General features: G+C 42.3%; 9 protein-coding genes and 1 pseudogene. 4 read left to right on the plus strand and 6 right to left on the minus strand.

Annotated features, from left to right (window positions below; genetic code table 11):
• The first annotated feature begins 4 nt into the window (after positions 1-4).
• On the plus strand, positions 5-1,105 hold the full coding sequence (dinB, locus tag F2B13_RS12030; RefSeq protein ID WP_149273377.1) for a DNA polymerase IV: 1,101 nt from the start codon (positions 5-7) through the stop codon (positions 1,103-1,105).
• Between the two features lie 29 nt (positions 1,106-1,134).
• Here the strand turns inward: dinB and F2B13_RS12035 are convergent, their stop codons facing one another.
• Both F2B13_RS12035 and F2B13_RS12040 read right to left on the minus strand, forming a co-directional pair.
• On the minus strand, positions 1,135-2,340 hold the full coding sequence (locus F2B13_RS12035) for an NAD(P)/FAD-dependent oxidoreductase (RefSeq protein ID WP_149304313.1): 1,206 nt from the start codon (positions 2,338-2,340) through the stop codon (positions 1,135-1,137).
• 67 nt (positions 2,341-2,407) lie between these two features.
• Positions 2,408-4,549, minus strand: coding sequence for a catalase (locus tag F2B13_RS12040; RefSeq protein WP_149273382.1), 2,142 nt, complete (start codon positions 4,547-4,549; stop codon positions 2,408-2,410).
• A 352-nt stretch (positions 4,550-4,901) separates the two neighbouring features.
• On the opposite strand from F2B13_RS12040, the gene F2B13_RS20465 reads away from it, so the two are divergent.
• The 3 genes from F2B13_RS20465 (at position 4,902) to F2B13_RS12055 (ending at position 8,830) form a co-directional block, all read left to right on the plus strand.
• Positions 4,902-5,063, plus strand: coding sequence for a dual specificity protein phosphatase family protein (locus tag F2B13_RS20465; RefSeq protein WP_149304314.1), 162 nt, complete (start codon positions 4,902-4,904; stop codon positions 5,061-5,063).
• Positions 5,064-5,472: 409 nt separating this feature from the next.
• Positions 5,473-6,288, plus strand: coding sequence for a helix-turn-helix domain-containing protein (locus F2B13_RS12050; RefSeq protein WP_149304315.1), 816 nt, complete (start codon positions 5,473-5,475; stop codon positions 6,286-6,288).
• Positions 6,289-6,355: 67 nt separating this feature from the next.
• A complete protein-coding gene (locus F2B13_RS12055) occupies positions 6,356-8,830 on the plus strand; it encodes an outer membrane beta-barrel family protein (RefSeq protein ID WP_149304316.1) in 2,475 nt (824 codons plus the stop codon).
• Between the two features lie 54 nt (positions 8,831-8,884).
• On the opposite strand, the gene arfB is transcribed toward F2B13_RS12055, so the two are convergent.
• The 4 genes and pseudogenes from arfB to F2B13_RS12075 all read right to left on the minus strand — a co-directional run bounded on the left by arfB (position 8,885) and on the right by F2B13_RS12075 (position 13,586).
• Positions 8,885-9,289, minus strand: a complete 405-nt coding sequence (gene arfB, locus F2B13_RS12060; RefSeq protein WP_149273390.1) for an alternative ribosome rescue aminoacyl-tRNA hydrolase ArfB — start codon at positions 9,287-9,289, stop codon at positions 8,885-8,887.
• Entirely contained in the window at positions 9,289-10,269 is a 981-nt protein-coding gene (locus F2B13_RS12065; RefSeq protein ID WP_149273393.1) for an ABC transporter ATP-binding protein, read from the minus strand. The genes arfB and F2B13_RS12065 overlap by 1 nt, the downstream gene beginning before the upstream one ends.
• A gap of 89 nt (positions 10,270-10,358) precedes the next feature.
• Positions 10,359-12,424, minus strand: a pseudogene (locus tag F2B13_RS12070) (prolyl oligopeptidase family serine peptidase); the annotation flags it as partial.
• A gap of 172 nt (positions 12,425-12,596) precedes the next feature.
• Positions 12,597-13,586: an aspartate-semialdehyde dehydrogenase gene (locus tag F2B13_RS12075; RefSeq protein ID WP_149304318.1), complete on the minus strand. Its 990-nt coding sequence runs from the start codon at positions 13,584-13,586 to the stop codon at positions 12,597-12,599.
• Positions 13,587-13,665 lie beyond the last annotated feature (79 nt).

Genomic DNA, 13,665 nt, shown 5'->3' on the forward strand with positions numbered 1-13,665 from the left:
CTATATGTCAAATGCCAAACCCTTACGGAAAATCATCCACGTCGATATGGATGCCTTTTATGCTTCCGTGGAGCAATTGGACCACCCGGAACTACGGGGCAAACCGATAGCCGTGGGTGGAAGTTCAAAAAGGGGGGTGGTGTCCGCTGCGAGCTATGAAGCCAGAAAATATGGGGTTCGCAGCGCTATGAGCAGTGTTTTGGCCAAGCGAAATTGCCCAGAGCTTATTTTTGTGAAAGCAAGGTTCGATCGATACAAGGAAATTTCCAAACAAATTCGGGGTATTTTTTACGACTATACCGATTTAGTGGAACCGCTTTCATTAGATGAGGCCTATCTCGATGTCACCGTCAATAAAAAAGGGAATCCTTCGGCTACTTTAATCGCCAAAGAGATACGTCAACGCATTTTTGATGAAACCGGGTTAAAGGCTTCGGCAGGAATTTCCGTCAATAAATTTATCGCCAAAGTGGCCAGTGATATCAATAAACCCAATGGTCAAAAAACAGTAAATCCCGAAGAAGTAGATGATTTTTTGGAAATGCTTGAAATCCGAAAATTTTATGGGGTGGGTAAAGTGACTGCGGAAAAGATGTATAAATATGGCATTTTTACGGGTAAAGACCTAAAAACAAAATCCCTCGAATTTTTGGAAGATCATTTTGGCAAGAGCGGCGGTTACTATTACCATGTAGTCCGTGGTATTCACAATAGCCCTGTGAAACCGCACCGCACTCCAAAATCGGTCGGTGCCGAGCGTACTTTTAGCGAAAATCTCAGCAGTGAAGTCTTTATGCTCGAACGTTTAGACCATATCGCGGAAGAACTGGAGCGCCGCTTGAGGAAATCGAACATTGCAGGTAAAACCGTCACCTTAAAAATAAAATATAGTGACTTCACCCTCAATACCAGAAGCAAGACCCTTGCCTATTTTATTGCGGATAAAAGCCTGATTATGGAAACCGCTAAAGATTTGCTATATCAAGAGGAACTCCATAATTCCGTACGATTGTTGGGTATTTCCCTATCAAACCTTAATACCAAAGAGGAGAAAGACGAAGATAACAGGGATTCTGTTTCCGTACAGCTACGTTTCGATTTTTAAACTTGCCACGGTTAATCCTGCTCAGGATCCTATCTTTCAAAACGATAATATGGGGCCAAGGTGTGGGGTTTGCCTTTCAATAAACAAGATATGATCTCCATCCCAATTACTGAAAAGGTTATCCCGTTCCCCCCAAAACCTAGAACAAAATATGTGCTTGGAAAGGCTTTATGTGGGCCGATATAAGGAAGACCGTCTTTTGTTTCCCCAAAAGTACCGGCCCAGGCAAAGTCGTTCACAAAATCATATTCGGGCAAGATTTTTTTCAAATATTTTTCTAATTTTTTCGCCTTATCCCCAATGCTGGCATTTCGTTGTTCAGGGTTGGTGTATGCTTCATCCTCTCCTCCGATCAACAGTCTTCCATCTTCGGTAGTACGCAAATAGATATAGGGGTCAGCGGTATTCCAAAAAAGGGTGTGCTCAATTTTACGACTACTATCTGGCTGCCGTTCACCTACCATGGCGAAGGTCGATATCAAGTTTACGAACTGCTCATTGATGATTTCTGTACTTTCAAAACCATTGCAAAAAATTAATTTCCATGCTTGAATTTCACAACCGTTCTTCAATGCTACCTCGACGCCTTTTTTTTGATAGTTTATGGTAGCTATAGTGGTCTTGTCGTAAATTTCAAGTCCTTTTTTGAAATTATAGGCTAAAATATCGTGAGCCAAACGAAAAGCATCAATGCTCGCTCCTTGGGCCGAAAGTATCCCACCGAAGGTGTGGTGCATATTGAATTTATTTTTGATCAACTCGGGAGTGAGCCACTCTACGGCAAAACCATTTTCTTTTCGAGCCTCAAATTCGCGCATAAGACCCTTTATGTCTTTCTTGTAGGCGGCAAAATAAAGGGATTCCTTTTTTTGAAATCCGCATGTAGACGTAACGGTTTCCGATATTTTACCCAGCTGATCAATGGAGTCAGCACATGCCCTATAATTGGCGACCGCAGCGTCCACCCCTATTTTTCCTATCAAATCCTTGAGGGGCACGTCTATTTCATATTGTAACATAGCCGTGGTCGCGGAGGTACTTCCATGTGCTATTTCCCGCTTGTCTATCAGTACGGTTTCATAGCCATCGTCAATACACTGATGAGCGATCAAGCTTCCCGTAATACCCCCTCCTACGATAAGAATATCCGTTTTAACATTTTTTCTTAAGGAAGGATACGAATTAATAATGCCATTCTTTTCCAACCAGTACGGTTCACTTGATCGCAGCCTCATAAATTTTCTAAATGGTAAATTGTACCCTCGTGCCTGTACTTGAGAAAATCCGGACCAAAGTACTGCCTTATACGGCAATAGCTTCTGCCTTTTCCATACGTTCCCAATTGCGGTGCTTTGCAATGGCCGATATAAAATCCTTTGGCTTTTCGTTCAGAAATAATGCTTTGTCTTCCGTAGAATTTTTAATGGCACTTTTTTTAAGAAGTTCCCTTCCTTCATCTTCAAAGGCCATAGCCTTGCAATGCTTAAAGGCTTCATTGATAAATTTGATGCATTTTGAGTTTTTGCCCAATCTATCGATTGACTTTTCGCCCCCCGGAACGTATACTGCATCGTACAGTACGCTCTCGGTGGTCATTATCGACGCATCGACTTTATGTTCCATTCCGGAATCACAGGTCACCATACCCCCATGAGGTGCTATTAATTTGACCACGGCTTTTTCCTTCTCCAATGCTTTTTTCATGGCATCGAAACCTTTCATGGCAAATCCATCGGCCACGAGAAACGCGATTTGACGTGTGGCTATCGATTCAAAAACGGTGTTCGCCTGACTTAGTTTGGGTGACTTTTTTAAATATATTTGTTTTTTACCGGGTTGATGGGCTTTTATGTCCGCATCGGCTCCTACGGCCTGATTAATAGGTTTCTCAATGCTTTTGGGCACCTGCATCCCTAAATTTTCGGCTACTTCTGCGGCCAAATCCGTATCGATTTGGGCAATAATCCATAGCATACGTTCTTTGATGTGGTCATGATTACATTTTCCGAGTTCGAATGAATAGGCATTGGCCACATGCTTTTTTTCCCATTTGGCCAGGCTTCTATAGAACAAGGCAGGTTGTGAAAAATGGTCGCTAAAACTTTCGCTTCTTGTCCGGATTTTTTTGGCATCGATCCGCTCTTGGTATGATTCAAAACCACCTTCGGCAACGCTATTGAGGTATGGGCATCCTCCACTTAACGAATTTGGGAAGTAAGCGGTCTGACCTTTTGGAATTTCCATCTGCATATGACCATCCCTTTGATTATTATGTGCATCCGTTACCGGTCGATTGATCGGTATTTGATGAAAATTATGGCTTCCCAATCGCGATAATTGGGTATCTCGATAAGAGAATAGACGTCCTTGAAGCAATGGGTCATTGGTAAAATCGATACCTGGCACAATATTCCCCGGAAGAAAGGCCACCTGCTCGGTTTCCGCAAAAAAGTTCTCGGGATTTCTATCGAGTACCATTCTCCCGATAATTTTAACAGGTACGGTCTCTTCGGGTATCAATTTGGTAGGATCCAATAGGTCAAAATCGAATTTGTGCTCATCGGCTTCGGGAATAATTTGAACTCCGAGTTCCCACTCCGGAAATTGCCCTGCCGCTATGGCATCCCATAGATCACGGCGATGAAAATCAGAATCTGCCCCGCTAATTTTTACCGCTTCGTCCCAGGTTACGGAATGGACGCCCAACTCAGGTTTCCAATGGAACTTTACAAAATGGGCTTCTCCCTTTTTGTTGATCAAGCGAAAGGTATGAATGCCGAAACCTTCCATCATTCGATAGCTTCGGGGTATGCCCCTATCGCTCATAACCCAGATATGATTGTGCAATGTTTCTGTAGTTAGCGAAACGAAATCGTAAAAGGTATCGTGGGCCGAAGCCGCTTGGGGGATCTCATTGTTCGGTTCAGGTTTTACCGAATGGATCAAATCGGGAAATTTCATCGCGTCTTGGATAAAAAAGATGGGCATATTGTTTCCCACTAAATCCCAAGTACCTTCGTCTGTGTAAAATTTTACGGCAAAGCCACGAACATCCCTGGCCAGGTCGGTCGATCCTTTTGAGCCCGCCACGGTTGAAAACCGCACAAAAACTGGCGTTCTTCGAGAAGTGTCCGTAAAAATACCGGCCTTCGAATACTCCTCGATACTTTCGGTAAGCTCAAAATATCCATGGGCCGCACTGCCCCTAGCGTGTACAATACGCTCAGGTATCCGCTCATGATCGAAATTGTGGATTTTCTCCCGCAAAAGAAAATCTTCCAAGAGCGTGGCACCCCGCGGCCCTGCCTTTAAAGAAGAATTGGTATCGTTTACTTTTAGCCCTTGACGTGTTGTCATCGGCTTATCTTGATAATCTACGGTATCCCTTTTTAACTGCTCTTGTTTGATAGATTTCGTATCGCCTGTATCCGCTTTTTTAGCCATGTATTTAGATTTTTAGATGAAGATTGTGGCGATTTCATAAAAAAGAAAGCGCCTTATATGTGGTTCAATGATGCCAACATTTAATGGCCTTCTAAACTAGCGACTATTGCCACCTCTCAAGCGCTTCATACATTTTTTGATTGACCTTAAACGAAAAATCCTACATCACATGTAAAAAGGGCCTTAGTCGCTCCATAATTCGGTACATGCGCAACTATGTTTAACAGCTTTACCCTGTTGGAAAAGCCAAACAGATCATTATAGGAATACCCAACGGAAATGTTGTTAATGTGGCGGGAACAGTCAGGGAAGTCAAGGATTGGACAAACCTCCATTCATACTTCTCCAAATTATGAGCGGGCTATTCGAATCCCATTTTATGGATATTGTCTCATTCATTGAAGAGAATGGCAAGGTCATGCCCCATAAAGAAAGTGGAGCCACTGCCAGCCTCTCGATAGGAGGTTTTCAAATCATGCATACTAGTAGGTATTACCCAAATACCTTCGATTAGGTGGTCTAATTTTGCGTTGCCAGTATACATCAGGAAGATGCCTCCGACCAAATCTATCAGCCTATTGATACAACCAAAAAGTACAAATAGAAAATGGGGGTACAACGCTATTGGATTGCCATGGGTAACACCGATTTACTGTATCAGGCCAACCAAGATTACCCTATGAAAATACCAAAAAGGAGAGAGGCCACATCTGGAAAAATTGGAGGATATTTCTTTCGGCGTTTGTTCCCAGACCACTTTAAAAATAGCCCAATTATAATTACACTATCTATTTACAGCTTGAAAGTCTTCCCAAACCGCTATTTTTAGGATGCCCTAAGACAGGGTAAAAATTATATCTATCTGGGACTAATGGGCTTGACCTTTAGATTCGATTGTAGAATTTGAACTGAACCAAAAAATAATGCGCAAAAAAATTAAAACGTATTCGAAAATTTCCGCTTTCGCAGATATTAAAATTGAACCTTTTGATCCTAATAAGCGTTACACAAAGCCCCATCGACATAATAAATATCTCGAACTGGTTTATTTTACCGAAGGTTCTGGAATTCATTATATGGACGATAAAGGCTATGCTATTCGACCGCCACAAATTTTTGTTGTTAAAAAAGACGAAATACACCATTGGCATATCGATTCAGAGCCTCGGGGTTATGTAGTTATACTCAAGGAATGCTTTTTAACGAAAACCTTGGACAAACATATCAATATTCAACTCAGGCATATCGAAAATCTAAGAGTCATACATCTACCGGAAGATGCAAGTATTCAAGGGCTCTTTGAAATTGCATCCAATGAAATCCGCGATAATGCCGATAATATTGTATTTCTTGAAGGAATTTTAAAGGCACTGCTTTCAAAAATACTGATGTATGCCCAGGCAATTGAAACTTCAGCCCATGATGATTTGGCCTTGCGCATGTTGGCTCTACTGGAAACCCACATCAAGAACGACGTTTCACATTATGCGGTAAAGCTCAACACCACGGCCCAAAACCTCAATACATTCTGCAAAAGAAAATGGAACAAAACCGCATCCACGGTGATTGCAGAACATATCATTAAAGAGGCCAAGCGTTTACTGTTGTACACCGACCTTTCCGTTTCGGAAATTGCCTATAAGTTAGACTTTGGCGATGTTTCGCATTTTGTAAAATATTTTAAACGCCATGAGGGAAAAACCCCCTTGCAATTTAAAAGAAAAGCATTGGTACCTTAACTTTTTCATAAAGACCATTAATCAAAGGGGCATGAGACTAATTTCGCGGTACTGAGCTCCCTTGCCTATGAACCTCAATGCCGCGATCCTATTTATCATTTTTAGCGTACCGCTGGTGTCTTTCAGCCAAATTATCGGTAAAATAACGGACGATACCTCCGACTATCCTCTGGAATACGCTACTGCGGCCCTGTTTGAAAAGGAGACCAACAAGCTCGTTACCGGGGTAATCACGGATAAAGATGGAATTTTTACCATATACGGGATTACAAATGGAAATTACTACTTAGAAGCCTCCTTTATTGGCTTTCAAACCAAGACCATCGAAGCTATATCGATAAATAATCAAGACGAAAATATTGATTTGGGTACTATCGTACTTACCATTGGTGAGCATCAGCTGAATGAGGTAGTGGTCGAGGGCGCACGAGCCACCGTACTAAATAAGATAGATAGGCAAATATTCTACACAAAGAATTTTCAAAATAGCCAAGGGGGCAGTGCTACCGATATTATTAAGAACATACCGGCAGTAAGCGTTAACGGCCAGGGTGAGATCAGTGTTCGAGGAAGCACTGGCTTCGTGGTGCTTCTGAACGGTAATCCGATACAGGGCGACACCGATATTTTACTTAATCAGCTTCCGGCTAATGCCATAGAGCGCGTCGAGATCATCACGGCACCCTCTGCCAAATATGACCCAGAAGGAAAAGCGGGCATTATGAACATCATTACTAAAAAGGGGGCGACCGACGGTACATTTACCCAAATTAATATAAAAGGCGGCTTTCCCTCAATAGAATCATACGGAAATGAGAGGGCGCATCAAAGGTATGGTGCCGATATTACCTACAACCTCAAAAGCGGTAAATGGAATCTTTCCTTAGGAGCCAATTATCAAAGAAATGATTTAGGAGGAAGACGTGAAGGGGATGTTTTTACGATTATTAACGACACCCTTACCCAATTCCCTTCAACAGGGGAACGCAGTTTTGATGAAATTAATTATAGCGGAAGGTTCACCGTTGATTTCATTCCTGATAGCCTACAGGTTTTTTCATTAGGATTCTATGCTGGAAAACGTCAAAAAGACCGTTTGGCAGACATTGTATATTATGATAATCATAGTATTGCACCGGCCCAAGGTGGCGAACGTTTCTATACCTTCCGGTATTTCAATCACAACCTCCGTACACGAAAAAGTGATTTTATTTTGGGCAGCCTTGACTATACCCGTATTTTTTCAAACGAGTCACGATTGTCTACCTCTTTTTTATACGAATATACATTGCTAGGAGGCCCAACTGAAAGTGATAATCTCGGGGAACCGAACAGAAATATCGTGTACCAACAAGAATACAATACCAACGATAACCCCTTGAACGGTATTCGCTTTCAAATCGACTATTCTTGGAAGCCCTTTTCCTTTGGACAATTGGATACCGGATACCAGTATAGAAACCTCGATCATACCGGAGATTTTGTCTATGAACGCCGCGATAACCTTACTGATGAATATGAACTTGTTCCTGAATTTTCAAGTGAAGTCGATTTGAAAAGAAGCATTCATTCAGGATACGCCCAAATGACAGCTTCTAAAGAAAAATGGGACTATGCCGTAGGTCTAAGGGTAGAAGCCATGCAGCGAACTTTAGACCTTCGTGATAAACTGGGGCTTATAGACACTACGTATTCCTATAATTATGTAAAACCTTTTCCATCAGCTTCCGTACAATATACCTTTGAAAATTTGGCGAAGGTAAAAGCGGCCTATAGCAAACGAGTAGAACGTACCACTACTTTTAAAATGAACCCTTTTCCAGAACGTGAGCACTCAGAAACCTTAGAACAAGGGGACCCGACTTTACGACCAGAGTTCGTCGATCTTTTTGAACTGGGTATTAGTAAGACCTTTGGTAGCGGCAATTCAGTTTTTGCCACTACCTACTATCGAAATACGAAAAACCTGGTCAATAGGGTCAATACGGTGTACAACGATACCATTTTAAATCGAATTTACTCCAATGTGGGAGATGCGAAATCCATAGGTTTAGAATGGGGAGTAGAACTTAAGCCTACAAAAAACTGGTCGAATTTTCTAGGGGCCAATCTATACGGTTATTCGATTGAAGGAGAATACAGCGGACAATCCATAAGCAACAATTCCTTTGTCTATTCCATTAATGCAACTAGTACGTATACCGTTTCCCCTTCGACTTCGTTACAGTTTACTTTTAATTATATTTCGGAAAAAATAACAGCTCAAGGTGAAGACTCTCGCTTCTATTCCCCCAATCTTACTTTACGGAAAACCTTTCTCGATGATCGACTTACGGCCACCCTACAATGGCAACATATCGATTTGGGTTTTTTGCGAAGCAACGAACAACGTATCACTACCTATAGGGAGGGTCAATTCTATACGACGACCAACTACATTTATGAGGTAGATATGGTACTTTTGAATCTTTCTTACAACTTCAATCAAAACAAGAACAAATCGAAGTTCATTGATAGTGAATTTGGCAAACAAGAATTTTAGGGACGACCCTTTTGGAAGTGCAAATCATTTATAGCGATTTTTTCATCGTACTTTTCAGTCTAAGGAAGGCTTTTGTCTATGTGCCTTTTTTTGGGCGTTTTTTTTCTTCACCTTTAATCGTTTTTCGATAGATGATCGCGAAGGTTTTGTCTTTCGGCGCTTCTTCTTGACTTGTAAGGCGTGCTCTAACAGTTCAAGAAATCGCTTGGCCCCCAGCTCACGGTTCTTGTGTTGGCTACGGGTTTCATCACATTGCAGGCGTAATATATTCTCGTTGGTAAGCCTATGTTTCAATTTTCTACGTATCCTTGCTTTTTCATGTGGGGAAAGGGCGTTTGAGGCATCGACATCAAAACTAAATTCGATTTTGGTAGCGACCTTGTTCACATGTTGACCACCTGCACCACTACTTCTTACGGCCTTAAAACCCAATTCCTGCACTACGCGTCGATCATCCATTACATTCCTGCCATTCTCTGGTTAATCGTTTCGATTGAAATGTTCAAAAAAACCACTTTTCCTACTTCCAAAGGTTTATGATGGTGAAAATACACATCTTCTTCTTCGTATACACCAACAATCATAAAATGGCCTCCCATATAGTAAGCAGCTTTCACGACCACTTCAAGTCCGGATTTTCCGGAGACTTTAAATTCATGGGCATAGACGATAATACGCCTCTTGGTGTCGGCATATGATTTCAGAATATTGATCGGTATCTTATTGGCCTCTCCGAACAACGACGCTATATAAAGGTCTTTGGGATGTTCATAAAGATTTTTGGGCGTATCCTTGGCGATGATGAATTTGTTTTTAAGAACTACCATTCGATCCGCAAACGATAGGACGTCGTTCGGGTCATGGGTGGCGGTTACAACCGTAATCTTTTTACGTTTAAGGTGGGCGAAAAGATTGCGTCGCAATTCGTTCTTTCGAAAGTTGTCGATATGGCTAAAGGGTTCGTCAAGGAGTAGTATTTGAGGTTGTTGGGCCAAGACCCTCGCCAAGGCCACCCGCTGTTGTTGCCCCCCACTAAGATAGCGGACCTTAGTGTTGGCAAAATTGGTCATTTCGACCATTTCCAACAATTCCTGAATACGGGCCTTGGATTCCTCGGGCTCAAATACCGAAAGGTATTTACCTATATTCTCAGCGACCGTAGTAAAGGGCATCAAATCGAAATCTTGGGAAAGATACTTCATATAAGGTTCTCCAGGCACAAGGTTATACGCTGGTCCCAACACTTGCGCATCGTTCCAATATACTTCGCCGACTTCTATTTCCAAGAGGCCGTATATGATCTTGAGCAAGGTACTCTTACCACAACCGCTTTCACCTATAATAGAGATATGTTCGCCTTTGGCAATCTTGAGGTTGATATTGTCCAATACGGTTACCCCGTCAGTGTAGGCAAAGGATACGTGGTCGATTTGTAGCATATACCAATGTTCAAGTTGGATAAATTAAGAGCTGTTTCTTTTAAAAACGAAGTTTAGCGCATTATATTGACATGAACGATGTCAATCCATTATTCTTTAAACTCTTTTAAACTTCTGTATTCGGCAATTCGGAATAGCCCATAGCGTACAACGTAAAACCAAAAATATCGGCATACTGTTCAATAGTCTTATGTATAGGAGTACCTGCACCATGTCCGGCTTTCGTTTCAATGCGTATGAGTATGGGATTATCCCCTACATTCTTTTCCTGAAGTTCAGCCGCAAATTTAAAACTATGTGCGGGTACGACCCTATCGTCGTGATCACCTGTCGTTATTAAAGTTGCGGGATAGGTTTCGCCCTTTTTGACATTGTGTAATGGCGAATAGCCCAATAGATATTCGAACATTTCTTTACTGTCTTGAGCGGTACCATAATCATAAGCCCATCCGGCCCCTGCCGTAAACGTATGATATCGCAACATGTCTAACACTCCAACGGCCGGAAGAGCAACCTTTGCCAAGTCTGGCCGCTGCGTCATTGTAGCACCCACCAAAAGGCCGCCGTTACTACCCCCCCGAATGGCCAAATATTCAGAAGTGGTATACTGGTTGTCGATCAGGTACTCAGCGGCGGCTATAAAGTCGTCAAATACATTCTGTTTTTGAGTTTTAATGCCCGCAGTATGCCATTTTTTGCCATACTCGCCCCCACCCCTGAGGTTCGGTACGGCTAAAACACCTCCCTGTTCAAGCCAAAGGGCATTGACCACACTGAAATTAGGAGTAAGACTGATATTAAAACCACCATACCCGTATAAAATAGTAGGGTTCTGGCCATTTCGAATCAAACCCCTTCTATGTGTGATTATCATAGGTATTCGCGTGCCATCTTTGGAAGGATAAAAGATTTGGCTGGATTCATAATCTTCGGGATTAAAATCAATATCCGGTTTCCAATACGATTGATAATCGCCCGTGACGACATTGTATTTATACGAAGATGGAGGCACAATGTAATTGGTGAAGGAAAAATAGAATTCCTTATGGTCCCTTTTACCTCCAAAACCAGAAGCGGTTCCCAATCCAGGGAGTTTTACTTCCCGCACTAGATTTCCCTCGTAATCATATTGAAGTACGCGGCTTGTGGCCTCTACCATATATTCAGTGAACAAATAGCCTCCCCCTTTTGAAGCGATGAGCACATTATCAGTCTCCGGAACAAGATCGACCCAATGCCGAGTACCTGGATCTGAAGCCTCTACCGTAACTATTTTTTTATTGGGGGCTTGCCTATTGGTAACAATGTAAAGTTTTGAACCCACATTGTCCAACACATAATTGTCGGACTTTGTATCATCGACCACGGGAACGAGGCTTTCCTTAGGGTTCTGCAGGTCTTGAACAAAAAGCTTGTTTCCAGAAGTTGAAATAGCGGCAGAAATCACAAGATACCGCTGGTCTTCGGTAAGCGATGCGCCTAGATACCTATGCTTTTCATTAGGCCCATCCCCAAATACCAATTGGTCTTTTTCTTGAAAGGTGCCTAATTTATGAAAGTATACCTTATGCTGATCTGTTTTTCCTGATAGCTTGCTTCCTTCCGGTTTGTCATAGCTCGAATAGTAGAAGCCCTCGTTTCCTCTCCATGCAAGGCCGCTAAACTTTACATTGACCAACCTGTCCATAAGTTCTTTGGTGTGGGTATTTATGACAATAACCTTTCGCCAATCACTACCACCTTCCGAAATTTGATAGGCCGCAAGTGAGCCATCCTTACTAAAGCTTATGCCGCTCAAAGAGGTCGTACCATCATCCGAGAACGTATTGGGATCTAAAAATACTTCGGCCGCTCCTCCATCCATGGTACGATAAAGTACATGTTGGTTCTGTAGCCCATTATTTTTAAAAAAGTACTCATAATCCCCTTCTTTAAAGGGCGCTCCGAGCTTTTCATAATTCCAAAGGTTTTGCAATCTTGTTTTTAAGGCTTTGCGAAAGGGAATTTTGTTCAAATAACCGGAAGTAAACGCGTTTTGCTCCTTGACCCAAGCCTCTGTCGCTTTGCTTCGGTCATCTTCGAGCCATCGGTAGGGATCCGGAACAGTAATCCCAAAATAGGTGTCAACCGTATCGACTTTAGTGGTGGTAGGATATTTCAATTCAACAGCTTTTTGGGGTCTTAACAGCCATTAAAAACAAGAAGCGCGGAGGTGTGTGACCATCGCTTGGCCGTCAAAATTATCAACCTGCCAAAATTAGCACAAAAAAACCTATACAAACCATAGGTTCTATAGGTTTTACTATACAATAAAACAATCTACCCCCTTACACCAATTTTTCGGCGATAAGATATTCTGCAATTTGCACTGCATTGGTGGCCGCCCCTTTTCTTAAATTATCTGAGACAATCCACATATTCAGCGTGTTTCGCTGCGATTCGTCCCTTCGAATACGTCCTACAAATACGTCATCTTTATCATGGGCATAAATAGGCATGGGATAGGTGTTGTTATCAGGATTGTCTTGTACCGTGACACCAGGGGTCTCGTTCAGAAGTTTTCGCACCTCCCCCAATTCAAAATCTTTTTCAAACTCTACATTAACAGATTCTGAATGCCCACCTGCAGTAGGTATTCTAACCGCAGTAGCACTAACAGAAAATGTTCGGTCATCCAAGATTTTCTGAGGTTCCCGAGCCAGTTTCATTTCTTCTTTGGTATACCCGTTATCCAAAAACACATCACAATGAGGAAGGGCGTTTCTATTTATAGGATAGGGATAGGCCATTTCACCCTCAACTCCTGCCATCTCGTTCTCGAGTTGTTTCACCGCCTTGACGCCCGTTCCTGATACCGATTGGTATGTTGATACGATAACCCTCTTCATGCCATACTTTTTATGTAAGGGGGCCAATACCATGACCAGTTGAATCGTAGAGCAGTTAGGGTTGGCAATAATCTTATCTTCTTTAGTCAGGGTATGTGCGTTGATTTCGGGTACGATTAACTTTTTAGTCGCATCCATACGCCACGCCGACGAGTTATCGACCACTGTAGTGCCTGCAGCGGCAAATTTCGGCGCCCATTCCAAAGAGGTATCGCCTCCCGCAGAAAATATGGCAATATCTGGTTTTTTCGCTACCGCCTCGGCCAGACCTATCACGGTATATTCCCTTCCCTTGAATACCAGTTTTTTTCCTACGGACCGTTCCGAGGCGACCAACAAAAGCTCCGAAATGGGAAAACTTCGTTCTGCCAATACTTTTAACATTACTTCGCCGACCATACCGGTGGCACCTACAACAGCTACTTTCATGTATTTAAAATTAGAGGGCGCAAATGTACTGGAATACCTGACATCGTACAAGTAAACAATTCATTTTTTATATAAATAT

Source organism: Pareuzebyella sediminis, assembly GCF_008367235.1.
Lineage (GTDB): Bacteria > Bacteroidota > Bacteroidia > Flavobacteriales > Flavobacteriaceae > Pareuzebyella > Pareuzebyella sediminis.

Bases quoted from the DNA above. Each gene is read 5' to 3' on its own strand.
- F2B13_RS12035 (WP_149304313.1), bottom strand. From the start codon at position 2,340: ATGAGGCTGCGATCAAGTGAACCGTACTGGTTGGAAAAGAATGGCATT.
- F2B13_RS12040 (WP_149273382.1), bottom strand. From the start codon at position 4,549: ATGGCTAAAAAAGCGGATACAGGCGATACGAAATCTATCAAACAAGAG.
- F2B13_RS12075 (WP_149304318.1), bottom strand. From the start codon at position 13,586: ATGAAAGTAGCTGTTGTAGGTGCCACCGGTATGGTCGGCGAAGTAATG.
- F2B13_RS20465 (WP_149304314.1), top strand. From the start codon at position 4,902: ATGAGCGGGCTATTCGAATCCCATTTTATGGATATTGTCTCATTCATT.
- F2B13_RS12055 (WP_149304316.1), top strand. From the start codon at position 6,356: ATGAACCTCAATGCCGCGATCCTATTTATCATTTTTAGCGTACCGCTG.
- arfB (WP_149273390.1), bottom strand. From the start codon at position 9,289: ATGGATGATCGACGCGTAGTGCAGGAATTGGGTTTTAAGGCCGTAAGA.
- dinB (WP_149273377.1), top strand. From the start codon at position 5: ATGTCAAATGCCAAACCCTTACGGAAAATCATCCACGTCGATATGGAT.
- F2B13_RS12050 (WP_149304315.1), top strand. From the start codon at position 5,473: ATGCGCAAAAAAATTAAAACGTATTCGAAAATTTCCGCTTTCGCAGAT.
- F2B13_RS12065 (WP_149273393.1), bottom strand. From the start codon at position 10,269: ATGCTACAAATCGACCACGTATCCTTTGCCTACACTGACGGGGTAACC.